The 22,433-nt window shown below is 67.2% G+C and carries 7 protein-coding genes and 1 tRNA gene (1 of these 8 only partly in view); 1 reads left to right on the top strand and 7 read right to left on the bottom strand.

Features of this window, described 5'->3' with window-relative positions:
• Positions 1 to 28: 28 nt before the first annotated feature.
• The 5 genes from ACWDMM_RS20390 to ACWDMM_RS20370 form a co-directional block, all read right to left on the bottom strand.
• Positions 29 to 1,495 carry a peptidoglycan D,D-transpeptidase FtsI family protein gene (locus tag ACWDMM_RS20390; protein ID WP_195079599.1) on the bottom strand — a complete coding sequence of 489 codons (1,467 nt, stop codon included), beginning with the start codon at positions 1,493 to 1,495 and terminating at the stop codon, positions 29 to 31.
• Complete coding sequence (locus tag ACWDMM_RS20385; RefSeq protein WP_195079600.1) at positions 1,492 to 2,976, bottom strand: FtsW/RodA/SpoVE family cell cycle protein; 1,485 nt, start codon at positions 2,974 to 2,976, stop codon at positions 1,492 to 1,494. The genes ACWDMM_RS20390 and ACWDMM_RS20385 overlap by 4 nt, the downstream gene beginning before the upstream one ends.
• Positions 2,976 to 4,463: a PP2C family protein-serine/threonine phosphatase gene (locus ACWDMM_RS20380; protein ID WP_449938863.1), complete on the bottom strand. Its 1,488-nt coding sequence runs from the start codon at positions 4,461 to 4,463 to the stop codon at positions 2,976 to 2,978. Before ACWDMM_RS20380 ends, ACWDMM_RS20385 begins: the two co-directional genes overlap by 1 nt.
• Complete coding sequence (locus ACWDMM_RS20375) at positions 4,460 to 4,927, bottom strand: FHA domain-containing protein FhaB/FipA (protein WP_014980860.1); 468 nt, start codon at positions 4,925 to 4,927, stop codon at positions 4,460 to 4,462. The genes ACWDMM_RS20380 and ACWDMM_RS20375 overlap by 4 nt, the downstream gene beginning before the upstream one ends.
• A 205-nt stretch (positions 4,928 to 5,132) precedes the next feature.
• Positions 5,133 to 6,530: a DUF3662 and FHA domain-containing protein gene (locus tag ACWDMM_RS20370; RefSeq protein WP_357207594.1), complete on the bottom strand. Its 1,398-nt coding sequence runs from the start codon at positions 6,528 to 6,530 to the stop codon at positions 5,133 to 5,135.
• Positions 6,531 to 6,754: 224 nt separating this feature from the next.
• Here ACWDMM_RS20370 and ACWDMM_RS20365 point away from each other — a divergent pair.
• Positions 6,755 to 6,837, top strand: a tRNA-Leu gene (locus ACWDMM_RS20365).
• A 116-nt stretch (positions 6,838 to 6,953) separates the two neighbouring features.
• Here ACWDMM_RS20365 and ACWDMM_RS20360 read toward each other — a convergent pair.
• Together ACWDMM_RS20360 and ACWDMM_RS20355 are read right to left on the bottom strand one after the other, a co-directional pair.
• Positions 6,954 to 8,336, bottom strand: coding sequence for a hypothetical protein (locus ACWDMM_RS20360; protein WP_449938860.1), 1,383 nt, complete (start codon positions 8,334 to 8,336; stop codon positions 6,954 to 6,956).
• Between the two features lie 93 nt (positions 8,337 to 8,429).
• Positions 8,430 to 22,433, bottom strand: partial view of a sigma-70 family RNA polymerase sigma factor gene (locus ACWDMM_RS20355; protein WP_449938858.1) — the 3' portion only. The gene runs 11,598 nt beyond the window's last position; the window shows 14,004 of its 25,602 coding nt (coding positions 11,599-25,602); its start codon lies off the right edge, out of view; it ends in the stop codon at positions 8,430 to 8,432.

Here is a 22,433-nt window from a genome sequence, read left to right as displayed (position 1 = left end):
CGTACCTTCACTCGCACATCCATATCGTTCAGCCCCCTCGAAGACCGGCGTCGAGAACCGCGCGAGCCACCGGCGCGGCGACCGAACCACCGGTCGCGGCAAGCGCCCGGTCCCCACCGTTCTCCACGATCACCGCGATGGCGATCTTCGGGTTCTGCGCGGGGGCGAACGCGATGTACCAAGCATGCGGCGGCGTGTTGCGCGGGTTGCTCCCGTGCTCCGCGGTGCCGGTCTTGGACGCGATCTGATAAGGGGTCCGGTTACCTCCAGCGGTGTTGCCCTCGGACGCGATCATCATGTTCGTCACGGTCGACGCTACATCGGCGCTGACGGCTTGGCCGACCGAGACCGGCTTGGTCTTCGACAGCTCGCTCAGGTCCGGGCCCTGCAACTGATCGACCAGGTACGGCTCCATCCGGACGCCGCCGTTGGCGATGGTCGCCGCGACGACCGCGTTCTGCAGCGGGGTCAGCGCCACGTCGCGCTGCCCGATGCTGCTCTGGGCCAAAGCGGCGTCGTCGGAGATGGTGCCGACGGTGCTCTCCGCCACCGGCATCGGGATCCCGCGGTGCGGGCCGATGCCGAACGCGGCCGCCTCGTCCTTGAGGGTCGCGGCGCCCACCTTGACGCCGAGTTCGGCGAAGGCGGTGTTGCACGAGCGCCGGAACGCCTCGAGCAGCGAAGCGGTGGGGTTGGGACCGCACGTGGAGCCGTTGTAGTTCTCCAGCGTGGTGCTGGTGCCCGGCAGCGTGATGTTCGGCGCGGCGGTGAACTGGTCGTCGGGCGTCGCGACGCCGTTGGCCAGCGCGGCGGCGGTGACCACGACCTTGAACGTGGAGCCGGGCGGATAGGTCTGCGAGATGGCGCGATTCAGCATGGGATGGTTCGGATCCGCGCTCAGGGTTTCCCACGCCTGGGTGCCGCGCGCGCCGTCGTGCCCGGACAGCAGGTTCGGGTCGTAACTCGGCGTGGAGACCATGGTGAGGATCTTGCCGGTGCTCGGCTCGATCGCCACCACCGAACCGGTGTAGCCCTTGCTGGTCATCTGGTCGTAGGCCACCTGCTGCATCACCGGATTGAGCGTGGTGAGCACGTTGCCGCCGCGCGGATCCCGGCCGGAGATCAGGTCGACGAGACGGCTGCCGAACAGCTGACTGTCGGAGCCGTTGAGCACCGAGTCCTCGGCGCGTTCCAGTCCGGTGCTGCCGTACTGCATCGAGTAGAAGCCGGTGGCCGGCGCGTACGCCGCGGGCTCGCTCGGGTACGTGCGCAGGTACTTGTAGCGGTCATCGGTCGCGACCGAGCTGGCCAGCACGGTGCCGCCGGCCGAGATCTGCCCGCGCTGACGGGCGTACTCGTCCAGCAGCACCCGGGAGTTGCGTGGATCGGAGCGCAGATCGTCGGCCTTGATCACCTGGACGTAGGTGGCGTTCGCCAGCAGCGCGACGACCATCACCATCACCGCGATCGCGACTCGGCGTAGTGGAGTGTTCATGTCAGCGGCCCCGCCTCCGGTCGCCCGCCGTCGCGCCGCAGCAGTTCGGTCTGCGCGTCGGCGATCGGCGCCGGTTCCTTCTTGCGCACCGGGGCGGGTGCGCGGGCGGCGTCGGAGATCTTGATCAGCAACGCCAGCAATGCGTAGTTGGCCAGCAGCGAAGATCCGCCGTAGGACATGAACGGGGTGGTGAGACCGGTCAGCGGAATCAGCTTGGTCACACCCCCGACCACGACGAACAGCTGGATCGCGATGGTGAACGACAGGCCGGCCGCGAGCAGCTTGCCGAAGCTGTCGCGCACCGCGAGCGCGGTGCGCAGTCCGCGCACCACGAACACCAGGAACAGCGCCAGCACCGCGGCCAGCCCGATCAAGCCGAGTTCCTCGCCGATCGTGGTGACGATGAAGTCGGTCTTGGCGAACGGCACCTGGTTCGGCCTGCCGCTGCCGAGGCCTGTGCCGGCCAGACCGCCGGTGGCAAGGCCGAACAGCGATTGCGAGATCTGGTAGCCGGTGTTGTTGTAGTCGTCGAACGGGTGCAGCCAGGTCTCCACCCTGACCCGCACGTGGCCGAACAACTGGTAGGCGAAGACGAAGCCGAGCGCGAGCAGTCCGCCGCCGATGACCAGCCAGCCGACCCGTTCGGTCGCGATGTAGAGCATCACCAGCACCGTGCTGAAGATCAGCAGCGAGGTGCCGAGATCCTTCTCGAACACCAGCACGCCGATGCAGACGACCCAGACGGCGAGAATCGGGCCGAGGTCGCGGCCGCGCGGGAACTCCATGCCGAGCACGTGGCGCCCGGCGGCGGTGAAGATCTCGCGCTTGGCCACCAGCACCGAGGCGAAGAAGATGATCAGCAGGATCTTCGCGAACTCACCCGGCTGGACGCTGAACCCGGGCAGCCTGATCCAGATCTTCGCGCCGTTGGTCTCGGAGAACGCGCTGGGCAGCAGCGCCGGGATAGCCAGCGCGACAAGGCCGATGAGGCCGAGGGTGTAGCTGTAGCGGGCCAGGGTGCGGTAGTCGCGCAGTGCGATCAGCAGTGCGATGAACACGATCGTGCCCAGCGCGGTCCACAGGATCTGCTGATTGGCGTCGGGCGACGGACTCGCCCACGAGTTGTAGGCGGCGGTCTGCTGGTCGGCCAGGTCGAGGCGGTGGATCAGCACGAGGCCGAGTCCGTTGAGCAGCGCCACGATCGGCAACAGCAGCGGGTCGGCGAACGGCGCGAACCGCCGCACGGCCAGGTGCGCCACACCGAACAACGCCAGGTAGGCCAAGCCGTATTTGGCGATGTCCAAGGTGATCGACTGTTCCTGACTGGCCTCGACCAGGAACAGGGACACGGTGGTGATCACCGCCGCCGCCCCGAGCAGCAACAGTTCGACGTTGCGCCTGGTGCTCGGCGGTGGCGCGGGAGCGAAGCCGCCAGGGGGACTGGGAAAAGCCCCAGCCGACGGCGGTGCCGGCGCGGACATCAGTCCGTCACCCGGCAGTTCTCCCCCGCGGTCTGGGGGGCGGGCGATGTGCTGGTCGGCGCGGCGGGAGTCGACGTCGTCGGCGTCTTGATCTCGGTGCCCCTGGCGTCGCCCTGCTCGGGCGCGGGCGCGCCGGTGGCCGGAGCGGGCGGAGCGCCGTTGGGCGCGGGCGCCGCGGTCTCGGCCGGCGACGGAACGACTCCCGGCTGCGGCGCTGATTCCTTGACCGCGCACGGCGGCAGCAGTTCGCGCTGGGCGAGGTAGGTCATCGAGTCCCTGGCCTTGTCCAGCGATCCGGGCGGCAAGCCCTTGTCCACCTGGTCGCGGCCGGTCTGCTTGAGATCGGTGACCTTCAGCGGCTTGCACGCCGACGGCACGTTCTCGCCGGGCTCGGTCAGGGTGAGTTCACCGTTGCGGGTCACGCATCCGACCAGGTTCACGTCGTGGATCGAGTAGCCGAGGATCGAGCCGGGCAATCCGCGCAGGATCACCACCGAACCGTCGTCTGCCCCGACGTAGTAGTTGCTGCGGATCATCTTGTAGCCGACCACGAGACCGACGCAGACCGCGACGACGAGCGCCAGCGCGAGCACGATCCAGCGCAGCCGGTGCGACTTCTTCGCGGGCGGCTCGGGCGCGGCGGCGGCCCGGCGCGGCGCGGCGCGCGGCGGGCGCAGCGCCGAGGCCCGGCCCGCGGCGGTGTTCGGCGGCGGTGTGTCCTCGTCGACGCCGGACGCGGCGCCGGCGACGATCGGGTGGCTCTGGCCATAGTCCAGGTCGATCACGTCGGCCACGACGACGGTCACGTTGTCCGGGCCGCCGCTGCGCAACGCCAGCTCGATGAGCCGGTCGGCGCACTCGTCGGTGCTGCCCTCGCGCATGGTGTTCGCGATCGTCTCGTCGCTGACCACGTCCGACAGGCCGTCGGAGCACAGCAGGTAGCGGTCACCGGCGCGCGCTTCGCGCATGATCAGCGTCGGCTCGATCTCGTTGCCGGTGAGCGCGCGCATGATCAGCGAACGCTGCGGGTGCGTGTGCGCCTGCTCCGGTGTGATCCTGCCCTCGTCGACCAGCGACTGGACGAACGTGTCGTCCCGGGTGATCTGGGTGAGCTCGCCGCCGCGCAACAGGTAGGCGCGCGAGTCGCCGATGTGCACCAGGCCGAGTTTCTTGCCCGCGAACAGGATCGCGGTGAGCGTGGTGCCCATGCCGTCGAGCTCGGGCTCCTCCTCGACCTGATCGGCGATGGCCGCGTTGCCTTCTCGGGTGGCCGCGTCGAGCTTGCCGAGCAGATCGTCGCCGGGTTCGTCGTCGTCGAGATGGGCGAGCGCGGCGATCATCAACTGGGACGCGACTTCTCCCGCGGCATGGCCGCCCATGCCGTCGGCGAGTGCGAGCAGCCGGGCGCCCGCGTACACGGAGTCTTCGTTGTTGCCTCGGACGAGACCGCGGTCGCTGCGCGCTGCGTAGCGGAGAACAAGTGTCACGATCGCAGCTCGATCACTGTCTTGCCGACACGGACGGGCGTGCCGAGTGGAACACGGACGGCGGTGGTGACTTTCGCGCGATCGAGATACGTGCCGTTCGTCGAGCCGAGGTCCTCGACGTACCAGTCGTCACCACGCGGAGACAGTCGCGCATGCCTGGTCGAGGCGTAATCATCGGTGAGTACCAGCGTGGAATCGTCCGCACGCCCGATCAGCACCGGTTGGGTGCCGAGCGAGATGCGGGTGCCGGCGAGTGAACCCTGAGTCACCACAAGAAATTTGGCGCCCTTCTGGCCCCGGCTGAAGGAAGGCAGCACCGCGGAACCGCGTGCGGCCCTGGGCTGAATCCGAATGCCGGATGCCGCGTAGATGTCGCTGCGCAAGGTGCGCAGCACAGCCCACACGAACAACCACAACAGCAGAAGGAACCCCGCACGGGTCAGTTGCAGGATCAGTCCCTGCACGGCGCTCCACCTCCTGTTCGACCGTGTACGTCGGTGCCGTAGGTGCGGTTCGACCACCCCCACCAGCCTGCTGGTCTTGCCGGCCCCGGTGTCGGCGCCGCGCGTGTGTTGGCAGCATCATAGGGCCGTCGGTCGACTTCGATCACGATACGACCGACGAATCCCTCGAGAGCCATGTCGTGACCTGCACCGCGAGCTTACGGGATCAGACGATGCGGATCAGGATCTCGGAGTGCCCGGCACGGATGACGTCGCCGTCGGCGAGCTGCCAATCCTGCACGGGGGAGCCGTTCACCAGGGTGCCGTTGGTGGATCCGAGATCGGACAACATCGCGGTCTGCCCGTCCCAGCGCACCTCGATGTGCCTGCGCGAGACGCCCGTGTCGGGCAGGCGGAAGTGCGCGTCCTGGCCGCGGCCGATGATGTTGCTGCCTTCCCGCAGCTGGTAAGTGCGGCCGCTGCCGTCGTCCAGCTGAAGTGTCGCGGAGTAGCCCGAACCGGCCTGCGGCGCGGCGCCGTAGCCTTGTCCGCCCGCGTAGCCCTGCGGCGCGCCGTACCCGGGTTGCTGGGAGTATGCCTGACCGTAGCCGCCCTGGTCGTCCTGGCTGTAGCCGCTTTGGTCGGCGTAGTTCGGGTCGCCGTAGCTGGGATCGGTGTACCCCGACTGACCGTAGCCGGGCTGACCGTAGCCTGGCTGGCCATAACCCGGCTCGGCGTAACCCTGCTGGCCGTACCCGGGGTCGCTGTAGCCTTGCTGGCCGTAAGCCGGGTCGGCGTAGCCCTGCTGTCCGTAGCCGGACTCGCCGTAGCCTTGCTGGCCGTAGCCACGCTCCCCGTAGCCGCTCTGCTGGCCGTAGCCGGACTCGCCGTAACCGCCTTGCTGGCCGTAGCCGGACTCGCCGTAACCGCCCTGCTGGCCGTAGCCCTGGCCGCCCTGGGGGTAGTCGTAGCCGTTCTGGTAGTCGCCGTAACCCTGCTGCGCGTCCGGAGCCTGGTAATCCGCCCCGTACGCGCCGCCGCGGCCGTAGTCGTCGCGGTACGCGCCGTTCTGCGGGCCGCCGCGTCCGGCAGGCGGTGGTGCGTACCCGCGGTTGCGTGGATCGGACTCCGCGGGCTCACGGCTCGGGTCGTAGCCTGAGTTCTGCGTCATGGGGCCAGCTCCTGGTTGCGGGTGTGCAGGTCGTTGTGGCGGTGATTCGGGGCCGCGAGCCGCGCTGGCTCTGTGTCCGACGTCGGGATCGACGCGGCCACTCGCCCTGAACTGTCCGGTGTGCAGCGTAGGTGATGCCTCGAACGCCACGTGTACTTCGCCGTAGGTCTGCCAGCCTTGCTCGCGGATGTAGTCCTGTAGATGTTTGGCGAACGCGCGGGTGGTGAGGTCGTGGTCGGCATCCAGCTGCTGGTGATCGGAGGTGTTGATCGTGATCACATAGCTGTTGGGTGCCAGCAGATGCCCGCCGCCCAGGTCCTGGACATGATCGGCGGCCTCGCGTTGCAGCGCCGCCTCCACCTCCTGGGGCACGACACTGCCGCCGAAGACTCTGGCGAACACGTCACCGACGGCGCCTTGCAGGCGACGCTCGAATCGCGAAACGATGCCCATCTCGGCCTCCCTTCGGTGCGCGTCTCTTCCTGATTCGTAACAACGACACGCGTGTATGGCGTGTCGTTGATCGACCACGTTCATTGCATGATATCCACGATCGTCCACACCTGTAACTCTTGGCGACGGCCCTGGGTTCCCGGACCCGTTCAGCCCCCGGTCAGGCCTCTGAAATGGCGATTTCGTATCCGGCGCGCGGCCGTGATACTGTCTCCCAGTCGCTCGGGCGAGTGGCGGAATGGCAGACGCGCTGGCTTCAGGTGCCAGTGTCCTTCGGGACGTGGGGGTTCAAGTCCCCCTTCGCCCACAGACGAGAAACCGCGCATCAGGTGCTGATGCGCGGTTTTTCTTTTGCCCACGCAGGGGTGTGACCGACGTCGCCGCGCCGCCGGTCAGCGCCTTCCCACCGCGGGTGGCAGTCCGTCAGGCCACCGGCCCGTGACGGTCGAGGAAGCGTTGTTCGAACGCGGCGATGAATCGCCGCTGGTCGACCGACGACGACGAGTGCGCGAACTCGCCGTCGTCGGCGAGGTAGAAGATCGCTCGGGGAGGCTGCGCGTTCTCCCGCGCCGGCACGTGCACCTTCCAGCCGAAGCGGAAGCGGTCGGCGGTCAGTTCCGACAGGGGGTAGCCGGTGGTGTCCAGCTGCCGTCCGGTGATGTAGTCCCGCACCCGGCTGATCGCCTGTTCGGCGGGCATCGGCTCGGGCAGCGTCGACCGCAGCCCGGCCACCGAGAACTGGTAGAGCGCGCCGTCGATGTCGTAACGGTCGTCGTCGCCGAAGACGGCGACCAGCTCCGCCCGCGTCACCCTGCCCGCCTCGGCGGCGGACAGCAGCGCGTCGACCGCGTCGGTGTCCGTGTTCTCCGCGCATAGCCCAGCCACGATCTTGATCGCCGTGTCTCGCGTCCATATGCCCGGCACCGCGGGCGCGCACTCCCGTGCGGACGGTGACTGTCCGCGGTACCAGCGCCCCGCTTCCCACCAGTAGCAGAACGACAGCAGGCCGGAAGCCGCCCGCGGATTCAAGACGGGGTCGGCGACCCAGTCCGGCGCGCCGCCGTACAACTCCGGCATCGGCGCGCCCGCGTTGTACACCGCGTCCAGGGTCGGCGCGTTCCAAACTCCGCCGGAGAGCACGGCTCGTCCGGCGGGGAGCGCGTGCAAGGTCGACCCACCGCGCGCGGTGCCTTCGAAGACACCGACCCAGGGCAACATCCGCGGACCCCACTCCGACTTCGCCGCAACGAAGGCCGCGGCGATGGTCGTCCAACGGGCCCACATCTGCGGGAACGGAGGGAACTCGTTCTCCGCGAGTACGGCCCACACTCCTTCGGCCCGGTCGGCACGGGCTCGGGCTGCGGCCTGCTGTGGGGTGCGCCGCTGCCGGTCACCGTGGCCGATATAGGCGGCCAGCCACACCGGTACTTTCCGGCGGGGATACGCCTCGAGGTCGGCGCGGTATGCCTCCGGGACGAACAGCTGGCCGTCGGGGAAAGGTTCGTCGCCGTAGTCGTAGGTGACCTCGACCTCGCCCGAACTCGTCATCGCCATCACCAGCCGCCACCACGGTTCCGCACCGGAGCCGGCCGCGAGCGCGCGGTGCTCCCGCACGAGGGCGAGCACCGGCTCCGGCGGGTCCACCGGCATCACTTGCTCCCCGACCGTGTAGACCAGCTGGGCGACCTCGCTCACCACCGTGACCGCGAACACCGCGTCCACCCGCTGCCACCCGGTCGGCGCGTGCGCCGCCAGCGCGCGAGCCAGCGGGTGCTCGGCGGTCAGCCCACCGGGTTCGTCTGCCACGTCGTCCTCCATGTCGATATCGAGCCACTGATCTCGCCGCACCGAGCGGCGTTCCTGCGCGGTGGCAACGCGAACGTCGAAGATAGCTTGCTTTCAGGGTCGCCAGGAGCGAAGAATTTCGAGCTCGGCGCGCGGCGGCAGTAGATCGGAGTGCCCGGACAGCTGGCGCATCTGGATCACTGCCTCACTGAATTCGGTCTCGATGAATTCGATCAGTTGCGGGGTGAGTCGGCCCGCAGCGGCCAGCGGCGCCAGTTTGACGGTGTCGTTCATGACCCGCTTGAACTTCTCGACGCGGGCGAATCCGACCATGTCGGGACCGCCGAGTTCGTAGGGCACCTCGATCTCCGGGACGAGATGGCCCAACCTGGCCCAGTCGTAGGCGCTCGGACCGGTGACGACGAGTTCCCAGTCGATCAGCGTTATGTGGAGATCGTCGCTGATGAGGAAGTTCCCCCCGTTCGGGTCGCCGTGCAAGATGTGGTGGCGGGAGTCCCGCATCGATCGAGCCTCATCTCTCAGCGGCTCGAAGGGATTTCCCCGCAGCAGGCCGAACTCGTCGAAGAGGCGCCCGAAGCGGGCGTAGTGCGGTCGATAGAAATTGTCGGTGTACCAATCGATATGGTTCAGGTACCACCCGGCGGTGTCACCCGTCGCCACGCCTGGCGGTGTCAGTCGAGCCAGCAGCGGATGGTTCTCCGGCATCGCGCGCAGCTGCTCGTGGATGTTCGCGAAGGTGCGCAGTATCAGAGCCTGATGTGACCGGATCGTTCGCCGGTCGGCTCGCCGGAACGTCTCGGCGAGATTGTGTCCGCGGGCGAGCCTTTCGATGAGAATCGGCGCCGATTCGTCGACGACGCGCCCGTCCGGCATGCGGCCGTCGAGGACTTTCAGCAGTTGCGGTGCGTTCCGAACGTATTGCGAGATGACAGGCAGGGTTCTGTGCTCGGGTCCGAAACGTGGATCGTAGCTGCCGGTATCCGGTTGGCCGATGCGCAGGACCAGGCCGAGGTCTTCGAGGACGACCGTCGTGTTGTACGTTCCCGACAGCGCATCGCGCAGCACGGGTTGTGCAGCTCGGTACACCGTCAGGCCCTCGTCGTGAGTCATGGTCCATCCGAGGCTGCCCCCGACGGGCCGGTATTCGTGCGCGGGAAGCAGCTGAGACAGATCGCGCACGCTGGTGGGGGTCTCCATCAGCGGAGCGGTTGATCGGCCGGAGGCGTCGGGTGCGGATTCGATATCGGCGCCGTGCCCGACCGTGATCAGCCCTATGGTCTTCGGATCGTCGTTCTGGTCGCGGTGGGGGTTGAGCGTGTACACATTTTCGGTGCCGATCCTGAGCTGACTGGCGGTGGGAAGCCGGTCGCCGGCCGAGCCGGGAACCAGAACGATCTGGTCCACGGCTCGGCTCAGCAGCAGGGTATCCGCGGCCGAGCGCAGCACACCGATACCGTCGCCGTGCCCGATCGCGGTGAACAGCTGGGACCTTCGCGACCAGCTTTCGTCGCTGCCATCCGAAGCCAATTCGCGAGTCGCGTCGTAGGTGAGGAGTTCCCGCGCCACGATGTCCCCGGCTACGGCGCGGGCGTCGACGACGGCGTCCTGTGCCATCGCGCCCGGCTCAGCGGTGCGCGAAGGCGCCCCCGCACCACGCGGTGATCCGGCAGTGAACATGATGGCTACGCGGGTGTCGGCGGGCGCATGCCGCTTCGCTTTCTCGTACTGCAGGCAGGCGTGCACCGACCACTGCGCCAGATCGGTAAGCGGGGTGTCGGCTCCCGCGACGTTGAACGCGATGAACGATGCGGCATCGGCCTCGCCGATCGAGACGACAGCCCGGCCCGTTCCGCCTCGTGTGACGGGGTCATAGGAGACCAGCAGCACCGGTGGCGCGGCGGAGCCGGGGACGGCGAGTCCGTGGGCGCTGCGTCCGATCTCTGCCAGCTGTGTGCGCAGTACGTCGAGCTCACGTCGGCGCTCGGGCGGGAGGCGGGAGGACTCGAGGTCACGGGCGAGCGACAGCCGATTCGCCAGGTCCCGCGCCCGATAAGGGATGCCGCCGACAGCGCCGATGATGTGGGGATACCGCCTCAGCACCGCCAACTGCATCTGCGACACCCAGAAGTCCGTGGCTCCCGCCAGCAGGCTGCCGATCGGAACGCCCCCGCTGATCCATCTTCCGAGCGCGATCCACCATCGCATGTTCCTCCCGACGCTGTCGAAGGTGCTCCGGAAAAGATCGACGGAATCGATGGGGGCCAACAATGACCGAATACCGCCCTCCGGTGCGCCTGCGATCTGTAGCAAGTGCTCCGCGGTCGCGGTGAGGGCACGCTCGTCGTCGGTGATACGCCAGTCCCAAGGCGCATCGACATCCAGACGGTGCCGCGCAAGGGCGTAATCGATACCCGGACTCTGACTACCCAGCCCGTGCAGTGCCCGCATTCCCCAGCGGAGAGATCGGACGATGGAGGACTCGAATGCTTCGTGGAAATAGTCCGAAAGCACATCGTGTATGCGTCGCGCGCGGTTTTCGGGTGATCGGCGGGAGTCCGCGAGGATGATGTCTTCGTACAGTCTGTGTACGTTGTCGGAAGCGTCCCGCAGCGCGTGGCGGGCGGAGCTGTTCGTGAAGCGGGTGCTGGCCTCGGCCAGCAGACTGTCGGCCTGCCTCAGGTAGTCCAGCCCCAAGGCGGAATTGCTGGTGGGTAGGAGGTAGAACGCCGCGTCGAGCAGGTCGGGCACCGCGACGGCGACCGTCGCGGCGAACAGCCGGTCCGAGCCGGTGCGCGCTCGATCGAGCGCAACGGCGTGGACGGGCAGCGACTCGAAGATCGTGGCGTACTTCGGTGAGAAGAGCTCGCTCGATCGCAGCTGGAGCAGCGTATTCATGACATAGGCCCACTCGGTGACCATTCGAGCCATCGTCGGGCTGCGCACTTGGTCCCCCAGGAAGGACTTCACAAGGCGCACATGTTCCGTGTCGAGGGCGTCCCCCGGCCGGAACGAACCTTCCTCGCGCCAAACGCCGTGCCGGTCGGCTTCTTCGATATCGCGTGCTATCTGCGCGATATGCGCTGGGACCGTATGGTGCATGGCAGCCACCGACCAGCGGTGCGCACCGGACGTGCGGATCACCGCGAACGCGGCGTCGAGCACGGCGGTCATGGCTGCATGCAGGTCGGAGACGGTGCGCCGGCTCGCTCGCAGCCACGGCGCGGTAGCGAACAACTCCCGATAGGTGGTAGGCGTGGTGGTGGGAACGCTGTCGCCGAAGCGGCGAGTCGCTTCCGCCACGATCGCGCCCAACAGGCGTGCGGGATTGATCACCTGGTCGGTCAGTGTCGGCGGATCGCCGCGATGAATGGCCGAGATCAGTTCGGTGACCGTGCGGGTGAAGCCGGTCAGCAGCTGGTGGAGGTTGTCGTCGGTGAGACGTGCGGCCCAATCCTTGAGGTCGCTGAATGTGGCATCGACACGGAAGTTCGACAGCGCGGCCCTCGCGATTCGCTCGCTTCGTCCACCACCGAACGCTCCGCCGTCCGGGTCATCCGGATGCGCGGCATGTGCCACCACGCCGTCGGGCAAACCGCGAAAGGGATCGGCCACCGCCGGGGCCGGGCCGAAACCGAGCCCGTCCAGACCGCGGGCACGCTGCGGTGGAAGGTCCAGTGCCGTAGCCGGATCGAATACCACCTGCGGATAGGTGCCCGGGCGGATCTCTTCTGCCCGTTGGGCGATCCTCTGGCCGTGGCCCAGAACTCGCGGATCAGCCGGAGGCGCGGGACGGTTGGCGGTGTGCGGAGTGGCACCGTCGCCTGCGGGTCCAGGCGGAACGAGCAGTTTGCGCTCACCCGAGCTGCTGTGCGCGGCCGGTAGCAAGGCAGCGGTGTTCCGGCAGGCCGCGCAGTTGTCCAGGTGCTCCTTCACCTCGGCGCCGACCCTGCGGCCCAGGCCTCGGAGTGCCCAGGCGCCGAGCCGCTCCGTTGTGGTGCGGCAGGACTCCGGTAGGTAATGGGTCAAGTCGTGGAGCAGTACCCTGCCCGCCGCCACACCTTGACGGCGCAGGTACGGACGGACGACATCGTCCAGGTACCGCACTTCCAGCGGTTTCGTGGCGATCTTGTCGAAGATGGCGATCGTCAGATAGCGGGTGAGCAGGAATTCCGGCGACTGCGGCTCCAGCTCACGGCAGCCGGGGAAGTGCAGGGTCCACAGCGCGTCGTGGTTGAACATCAGCCACAACGCGTATTCCTCCGGCGTGAGCACCGGGTCGCGCCCGGACACCAGCAGTTCGTAGCCTTCCGCGTAACGCCCCGCCACCATGAGGTTGTGGCCCTCCGCGCGCAGCAGTCGTCCGCCGTTGTAGGCCATCTTTCCCTGGCGAATCAGCTTGGTCTGCGGTAGCTCGTCCCCGGAGACCGCCGCCCAGAACCGCCCGAACGGCGTTCTCTCCTCCGCGTTGGCGGGGGACGCCTCCCGTACCTGCGTGTCGTGCCGCATGGTTCGGTTCTTCCCGGCGTCGATCGGCCCACGGCCCGGAATGACCCGGCGTTGCTCGATGGTGGCCGGTCCAGGAGTCGCATTGGGGGCTCCGAGCAGTCGCTCGGCTGCGAGCGTCAACCGGACGGCGGCGTCGACGCCCGCATAGAGTGGCGTGCGCCGCAACGCCCGCCGCCTCATCCAGGCCTTCCGCTCCGCACTTTCGATCCATGCCCGGCCGGACAGCTCTCCTTCCCGAGGCATCGGGAATTCCCAGAAGTAGTGGAAGATCTCCTTCCACGGGCGCAGGCGTTCCATGAGTTCTTCGAGCGACGGATCGGCGGGTATCACGTACGCGGCGGGCACGATCAGGCTGTCGGTGGGGTCGGCTGGCACGATCAGGCCCGCGGGCGATGTGCGGATACCGCCGCTGGTGAAGCCGCGCCCAGCGGGTTGCCCGCCGTTGCCGCCGGTGCGGGATGCGCGGGCGGCCGTCGAATCCGCTGCGGCAAGCGGTCTTACGTCGAATGACGGTCGGGGTTGCCGACCGGGGCGTACGAACGCGTGCGCGTCCGGTCCCACGTTCGGGCCGAAGGCGTGGAGCATGCCGGGGTCGAACCGCTGCCCAGGCGGCGTGGTCTCGACCCGCGGCCGCGCGGTGGCGCCCGGTGCACGGCCCGGTGCCGACCGCACATTCGAATCATCGGCCCCCGCATCGGGTGAGACAACGTCATCGTTTGGCCGTCCCGGTCGATCTGTCTCCGGTCCGGGTGTGCGCCCGGCCGGGTCCGTGCCGGATCCGAAACCGGGATTCAAGCGCACGGTGATGAACCGTGGACGGTACTTCGAGACGTCGCCGATGACGCCCTCGAAGTCCAGGCTGTTCACGTTGTAGCTGACGATCAGCGTGTCTCCGGACCGGAGGTCGGGATGTTCATGCGCGTTGTATGCGTACACGTTCCGGTCGCCGTAGGTTCCGTCGATGCCGGCTTCGGGGGCTCGGTACACCACGGTCGGTGTGGTGAACGGGCCGGTGGGCGCATCCGAGAGATACGCGCGGATCTCCGCGCTGAACGGGACGCTGGTGTCCTGGGTGATCAGCAGGTAACGGTCGCGCCATCGGGTGACGCTGTACTCGTTGGCGACGCCCGACAGGAGGGGCGCGGAATCGCTTTCCTCCGGCGACCAGCCTTCGCCGTCGAAGAACTCCCATGGTGCGCGAAGGTCGTCGCCGAGCACCCTGGCCACGTGCATGTACTTGTCGCCGCCCGAGTCCTTGGTGCCGTAGACGTAGGTGTGGGTGCCGTCGTAGTCCAGCCACGCCGACCACATGACCCCGGTCCGAGATGGCATCGGGGTGAGGTCGATCAGCCCGAGGTTCTCCGCGTCGAATCTGGCGAGCCGGTTCTCCTTCCAGGAGATGCCCCACATGAGATCGTCCGGGTCGGTGTTGACGAACCGAACCAGCATGACGTTGAGGACGTTTCCCGTGACGTATCCGCCGCCGACCCAGAACATCTGCCCCTCCGGCGCCGGCACCACCGCGGTCGGGGCATCTGCCGTCCCGCCATGAACGGTCGACATCCGGCCCCGGTCGTCCACGACGAAGGTGTTCTTCACCATCGGGCTCGTCGCGGGTCTCGACCCGTCGGGGTGCACGGTGCCGAGGAACGTGTCGGAGAACATCCACAGCTGCCTGCCGTCCGGCAAGCGCCGGGAGTACGTGCTGTCCGCACCGGTCCAGCCGCCGCCGGTGTCGCCGTATGTCGCCAGCGCGGCCGTGAGTTCCGTATGGGGGACCGCTTCCAGGATCAGCCCCGTCCCGGATTCGGCCGTATCCGAGAGTCCCGACGCGTTCGCGTCTCGTCGTGCTTGCTCCGGCTGCGAGCGGTCGGCGGACTCGCTCGCCGCACGCCGTTCGGGAGTCAGATGCTTCATCAGCAGCGCATAGAGCACTCGCTGCCCATCGGTCGGCTCTTCTGTCCGCACGACTTCGACGACCGACTCTGCGAGAGCCGCTTCCTCGTCCAAGTACAGATATCGATGCGGAGACTTGTCGTCGTCGCGCTGGGCCGCCCGGCGGCTGAACCGGGAGAATTGAGATCCGAGCCACGGCCCGAAATCCTTCTTATAGCCGTGTTGCCCGCTGGCCTTTCCTTGCAGCCAACGAGTGAGCAACGCGGGAAACACATCATCCAGAATGGCGCTACCGGCATCGGCGACCATGACCGTTGCGAAGCGATACATCGCCTCGTCATGAGTGCGGTGAACACCATATCTGAATCCCGCTACCCGATCCGTTGGGTACTCGTTACGCAGGTACTCTCGGTTGAAGACTATTTCTTTCGGATCCTCGCCCTGCATGGCCCTGATGGACAGGTTCATCGACCGAAAAGTCACTGACCGGATTTCGACGTCGGGGAAAACGTCCCATATGGCGTGCAGTCCTCTGAAGAGCGCACGCACTTTCTTCCCATCGGCATCCGAAAAGTCGGCCCCTATCACCGGGATGCCGCGTTCGGCCGCGAACGTCGCCGCGAGATCCCGCGCGTTCTCGGATCCTCTGCCCCACTGGATCCGCGCGTGCCGGGCGACCTCCGGCAGAGCGGTCTGGAGAAGATCCAGCGACGTCGGATCGCTACGCAGCTGCGCGAACAGCAGCCGATGCAGTGTCCGTGCCGCGTCCGAAGCGTTGCCCCGTCCGTTGACTTCCACCTCCGCGACCGCCGCTCGCGCGGCCTGCCAGACATCGAAACGGCTCGACAGACTACGTCTTCTGAGGTGAATCCGGCTTCGTGGCTCGAAGACGGAATCGCCCAGCTGGCCGCGTAACCAGTCCTCGAAAGCGGTGTCCTGATCGCCGTTGCGATCGGGTCGCGAGCCGAGGTAATGCGAATACAGATAGTCGAAAGCGCGTTCTCGCACGACGCCGACTCCGGCGTCGACCAGGACGGCACCGATCGCACCGACGATCGAGCCATAGAGTTGTTCACCTGCGGACTCGGACGCGGAGCCGAGCAGCCGCGGGTCCACGGTCATCGAATCGATGAAAATCTGGCCGCTCTCGTCACGATGGACCGCCACATGGATGCCTTTACCGCCGCCGACTCTGCCGACCGCGACGACGGCACCGCTGCGTGCGCTCAACTTCCGGTATTCGGTGAACATGTGGTCGATGCCACGAGCCACATCCCGGGCCCGCTCTTGCTCATCGAAGCCGGACAGCTCTACCCGCCACGTCCGCCGCAACCACACGGCGACTTCGACAGCCGTACCACTGCGCAATACCTCCACGCCCGACCGGTCCTGGGGCCCGCCCACCGCGTCTTCCAGGAGTTCAGCGGAACGGTCGGCACCGAGCTCCGCTTCGGATCGGTCGCTGTTGTGCTCGAGCCGCACCGTCTTGCCGTGGTGCAGGTCGCCGCCCGCGCCAACGGGGTCATCCGCGATGATCCGGAGGTCGTCGGGGATGTAGCCCAGCTCTCGAATCCTGACGAACCTGGCCAGAGCTCCCTCGACACTACCGTGGTGCAGACCGGCGTCTTCGAACGCGGCCCGCATGTGGTCGATGTCCACGGCGCGCATAGCGTCCAGAACTTCTGGTTCGAGTGGATGTTGCTCCCCTTGGTGGGCGGCGACGAAGGGGGAATCGATATCGATGTCGAATGGATCGGCGGAAACGGGAAACGACCAAGCGTGGTCGATGGCGAGGAGGTCGCGCTGGACGCCGCGCTTGACGGTGCGCCAGTTGCCCCGGCGGTCCGATTGGCCGATGGTGGCGTCGATAACAGCCACCTGCTGCTGCTGTACGACCGAATACTTGTCGATCGCCTCGCCTGGTGTCGAAACGACGAACTGCTGGATCATCCCTGGCCCCGAGCTGTCTTCCGGGCCGATGACTCCCTCGGTGCGCGCGGTCGCAGGTATCCGCCCGAAACCGACGATCTCACTGAAGCGGTAGGCCGCTACCTCGTTGGCGGTGTAGGTGTCCAGTTCGGGGTTGACGCTTTCGGCCTCCTTATTCGCCCCCGCTTCGGGTTTGTAGATGTTGATTTCACCGTCGCTGGAACGCATTTTGCGGACCACCGAACTGGTGTTCCCCTTGTCGGGGAACTCGACATCGGTGATCAGGCGCCGGGCCGCCATGGTCGCTTCGGCGACGCTGGGTTGGTAAAGGGCGCGCGGTGGTGCGGGGCCGGGCGAACGTGTTGTCGCGGCGGGGTTTTCCGGCCCGGTGCGGTCGGCTCCGGTGTGGGGGTCGGTCGTCGCCGCGGTCGAATCATCGCCTCGGTTCGAGTGTGGTCCAGCTGTCGCGGTGGTCGGTGGTTCCTCGGCGACTTGCGGTTCAGGAGGTTCCCCTGCGGGCGGACCGGCGTCCGGCCGAGTACCGTCGTTCGGCGCGGGTCTGCCGTTCTCGTCGAAGAACATCGCGCGCACGCCAGGCAGTTCCGGTGATCCCAGCGGCAGATGGTGGTTGGCCCGCAGCACGCCTTCGCCCGGATTCCTGACCTCGATTCGGGCCGTGCCGCTTTCGGTAGCGCGACGCACCAGCAAGTAGGAGCGGCCGTCCTCGACTACCAGCGCCGATACTCCGTCACGATGGCTGTCCGGTGAGTGGTCCCAAGCGCGAAGCTGGGTGATGACCTCCCCGACATCGGTGAAATGCCGCAGCTTGTGGCCGGTCGCGGTCTCCAGTACGTCGGCTGCGCTGTCCTGTGGGCGGAGCCCGGCAGGCACCTCGATGTCGGCGCGGCCCGTGACATCCCTGAAGTCGTGCAACAGCAGCAGAACACTGCGGCCTTCCCCGACCACAGCGGCCTGTCGCTTCGCCCACTGTGCCAACGTCGGCGCAGGTGACGAACCATCACGCGTGACTGTCAGCCAATGCAATATCCGCGCGGGATCGGTCAATGTTGAGGAAGATCCCACCGCACCGGCCCTGGCCCCTTCCGGTACTCCCTCGACCGGATTGAACGTTGCTGTCTCGGAATGCGGATCGGACAGCAGCGCGTATGTGGGAAGAAGTGCGAGCCATTCGGTGAATTCGACATCCGCCGGGATCAGCTCCGAATCACGATAGAGCGCATAAGCCGACCGCAACAACGCCATCGCAGGAGCATGGAGCATCCAGTTGCCATCGTCCACGACCACGTGAATGAACTCGTGGTGGATCAACTGGTAGATCAGGTCTTCGGCCGACTCCGCATAACGGTGGTTGGAGACCTGCTCCGCCCACTCCCGCCGTACTTCCGGGTCGGTGAAGATCCTGCGGTTGACCGTGATCGACGTGTAGTGATCCTTCGCATCCGGAGTCGTGGTGCCGAAACTCCGGGTCAGGCCGAACTCCTCGATGTCGTCGAACGTTACGTCCCGTAGGGCGAACCGGCTGCCGTACTCCGCTATCCGGTCGCGCAGCGCGCGGTCGACGGATTCGACGGCTTGCGCCGGGACGACCGAGTCCTCCCATCCCACAATGCGGATGTGGTGGTCGTCGTACAGTTTGCGCACGATGCGGGACTTGGCTGCGAGATCACCTTGCGGCGGCGGCTCGTCGACAGCGCCGTCGGCGTCCGATCGCGGCTCGTCGAAGCGAGCCCAGATCTCGCCCCACTGTTCGACGTCGGACACGGTGGCCGAGTCGAGCAAGGTCCGTACTCCTGCCTCGACCTGAACGTCACTGAACAGCGGAGCGTGCCAGGTGAACAACTCGTCGTCGGGAGATCGTTCGGGACGGTACTGTTCGATTTCCAATGCCATGTACAGCGAACGGGCATCGGCCTGGGTGGACAGCCGCAGCATCAGCTTCGCCTTGATTCCGTGCAGGGCTCGCTCTTCGTCCCACTGCGAGACGCCAGCTCGCTGCAGCGCGCGGGTATAACTCGTCATATACCTGACCGCGTTGAGCCCGGCCGCTCGTACCAGCTCGGCCGCGGCCTCGATCTGGGCCGTATCCCGCCAGTTGTGCTCGCGCAGCATGTCGCCGACCGCTGTCGCCACCGTCTCCACGTCCTCATCTGTCGTCAAGCCATCGGACGCGAAGAACGGCAGGAAATCGAGGTTGAGTTCGGGACCCAGTGGTCCCGCGGTCGTCGGGAGATCGCGTACCGCGGCGGCGGCAGCCTCATCCGGCGAGGGATTGAACAGCAGGTCCGAGTAACGCACCTGGTTCCGCACCACTCCGGCGCTCGGCGGGTTCTGCGGATCGGGCCGGTTACCACGGGCAAAGCCACCGCCGTCGATGTGCGGCTCCGCGAGTCTGTCCGTCCGTTGGTGTCTCGGCACCCGGCCGCCGCGGTCCCAAGGCGCTCCGCGGTCGTCCAAGGGGTTGACGAGGTCGGGAACGTTGCCGATCATGTTCGTGCGGGCGGGCGCCGGGTTGGCCGGAGCATCGTCGGAACGCGGTTGGTCACGGGCAGCTTCGAATGCCGCGATCGCGGCGGCCGCGCGAGGCTCGCGCTCGGGCACAGCGGCGGTATCGGACGTGTGGCTTCGCAGCCAATCCTGTAGTTCCGGTTCGTAACGACGACCTCCACGCCCCCATGGCCCGGGGCCGAACTCGACACGGACCGAATCGTCGTCGTCGGGCGCGGTCGGATTGCCGGACCTGGACAGCTGTGCTGCCTCGGCATCGACCGTCGAAACCCGGACGGTTTCGACCATCGGCCAGGACCGGTACGGCCAGAATGTGAACACTTCGGGAGATCCGTCGACGCCCAAGCGCCCGGTCGCCACTGCCACATGACCGAGTCCATCGAAGAACACCAGGTCGCCGCGGTGCGGCAGTATGGTGTTCGGCCTGTCGGCGTGGTACTCGTGTACGCCGTGCGGCGCGAGGAACAGCAATGACAAATTGCCGTGCTGGCCCACTTCCTCCGCGGTGATCTCCGTGCCGTCCTGCCATTGCATCGCCGTGCCGCTCGCCTGCGGGACGGCAATCGTGTTCCACCACTCGAACCGGATGTACGACTGCAGATAACCACGGTCGAGCACCTGGGCGAGAACGCCACCGTACAGCGGCAACTTGATGCAGTTCATCATGTTGTTCACGGTGACTGCCGGCGGGCGGGAATCAGGCGTGGCCGTGAGCGCCCAGCGGTCGAATCCGTGGAACTCGAGTGGGAGTTTTCCACTGGCCCAGATCGCTTGTCTGCCGAGTAGTTGTGTTTCGATCACGTCCGCGACGATGGATCCCGCTTCGGCGGGGGTGAGATCCTCGGGGTAGGCGATGGTCGGTACCTCGGGGACGGTGAGTTGTCCGGGATCCACAGTTATCGGCGCACCGGCTGCTCGGTGCTTGGCCGCTGCCTGTTCCAGAATCGCGATCAGCGACATTCGGTCGGTGTGACCGACATCTGCGGTCGCCGCCTTGAACTCCTGTAAAGCAGCCGGATCGTCCAGATAACGCCGGTATGCCCCGGAGAGCACGTCGTCCGGGCCGAAAGGCAAGCCTGCGGTCCTCTCCCGCAGGGTATGCCACGCACGCTCGCGCGCCCGCACGGCGGCCTTCCGCAGTTGTTCGGTCAGCCAAGCGGCGGGCACCTGCGCAGCGGGGCCCGACGGCTCGCCCGTATCCGGCGCATCCTCGCCGGCAGGTGTCGTCGCCCGCGGTTTTGCGGATCTGTCTTCGGCGACGGGCAGCTCCGATCCGGCTTTCCCACCTCGGGTGAATCCACCACCGTCTATGTGTGTTTCCGCGATCCGTTCGATCCGCTTGTGCCTGGGCACCGGGCCGCCGCGATCCCAGGGTGCGCCGCGGTCGTCGAAGGGGTTCACCAGGTCGGGAACGTCCCCGATCAGACCTGCAGGCCGGGGGGCAGCGGGTTCGGGCACACCGGTGGTCGAGGCTTCCGGTTGCTTCGCCGGGGCGGGCGGATCTGCGGAATCCAATTCATCGGGCGCCTCCGAAGCGTCTGAGGCGCGCCGGACTGCGATCGCGGTGAGCACCGTGCTGCCACTGACGCGGAATCGCCCGGAAAACAGCGGCGAGGTGGACGCGTCCGATCCGGCGATCACCGGAAGTATCTCGAAGGAGCCGGAATCGGGATGCGCGGGATCCGGGCGGAGGACGACCTCGATTTCGTTGTGGCTCAACTCGGTCTCGGTCAGGCCGGACTGCACGTCTATCGCGTTGTCCTTGGCGGAAGCCAGCACCTGAGTCCAATAGATGCCGGGATGCGCGGAGGATAGTTCCCGCAGGTGCGAACGTTCTCGGTGTCGTGTGATGCTCGGGATCGCGGCTCGGCTGACCGGTTCATGATCCTTGGCATCGAGACCGATGGCGCGGTACATCTGGCCGGGGGCGGCTGCCACAGCCGCATATCTGCCGGTGCCGGCGGTATCACCCACCAAATCCGCAGGCCAGCGTGGTTTTCCGGTGGGCCATGACGGAAGCGGCTCGTTTTGCAGTCCCAGATCACCTAGCAATTGCTCGGCGGCCAGCCGCACCGTCAGCGCCGGGCTCCGTCCGCTGTCGAGGATTTCGGCGGTGTGCACATCGGCGGGCAGCACCTGCCGGAGGATGGGCTGCCCGGTCGGCTCGGTGGTGACCTCTCCGATGCTCCCGTTCGGCGCATGGTGGGACGGACTGTGCTCACGGGCCTCGGTCACGATCCCGCCGTTGTCGACAGTGACTATTCCGAGACGAATGGCCTTCATGACCATCGGTAGCTGTCCGGGGGCCCCCAACTCCGCACCGATTCGAGCGGAATGGCGCTCGACGGTCTCTGGTGTCACCTTCCGTTCCCGCGCGATCTGCTGGGCCGTCTTTCCTTCGGCCAGCAGCTGAAGCAGCTTTCTGTCCTCGTCGGACACAGTGAAAAGAGTCGATTCCTCCGTGCCGGTATCCGTCAGCAGGCCCCAGCGCTTGGCTTCGACCACGGTGGCGATCACGCCCACCGTACCGAGCTTCTTGGCGGCGCTGGCGCGGTAATTGGTGACCGTCTCCGGCCGCAGCCCCAGTCTTTCCGCAATCTCATTGCGCGACAGGCCCTGAAGGGTCATATCCAGCACCTCGACCTCGCGAGGCAGAATCCCGATGTCGCCCATCGGCTTAGCTCGTTTGCGGGGGCCGTCCGCCGGGGATCCGGTCGTCGAACTCACTGCCGCGGCGGACGCCGACGTGGCGTCGATGAGTCCCTCTCGCGGCCCTGGCCCGGCGGCCGGACGGTCCTGCTCCGCGAGCCGCTGCTCGTCCGGTACCTCGGAGATCTCGTGTTGCGGCTCTGCCTCCGTCCTATCGCCGGGTGTGCCCCATTCTCGGCCGTCGTCGGGGTTGTGGTGAAAGGCCAGTGCGGGATCGAGTCCCGGAAGCCCGCGCATGTGGCCGAATGGTCGGCGGCGTTGACGGACCGGCGGCAGGTCGAGCGCCGCGCGCTCGTCGACGATGTCGTGGAAGTTCACTTCCGGGCCGGGGTGCGTGCCATCGCTTCCGCGACCCCCACCGGCCGTAGTTCGTTTCCAAGGCGTAGGGCTGCTGGGTTTGTCCTGCGCGAGCGGTGCGGTACCCGGCCGGGACGACGAAGCGGCGCCGCTCCACGGTGTCTGCCTGCGCTGCTCCCCACGGGATTCCTGGGCCGGCGCGTCTTCGGTCGAAAGCCTACGGCGGTGGGCGTC

Source organism: Nocardia sp. NPDC003726 (assembly GCF_053586955.1).
The sequence above is the reverse complement of the archived record's forward strand: the minus strand, read 5'-3'. Positions and strand labels throughout refer to the sequence as shown.

What these genes read in the sequence shown, in the direction of transcription:
- ACWDMM_RS20390 (WP_195079599.1), bottom strand. Translation starts at nt 1,495, where the DNA reads ATGAACACTCCACTACGCCGAGTCGCGATCGCGGTGATGGTGATGGTC.
- ACWDMM_RS20385 (WP_195079600.1), bottom strand. Translation starts at nt 2,976, where the DNA reads ATGTCCGCGCCGGCACCGCCGTCGGCTGGGGCTTTTCCCAGTCCCCCT.
- ACWDMM_RS20370 (WP_357207594.1), bottom strand. Translation starts at nt 6,530, where the DNA reads ATGGGCATCGTTTCGCGATTCGAGCGTCGCCTGCAAGGCGCCGTCGGT.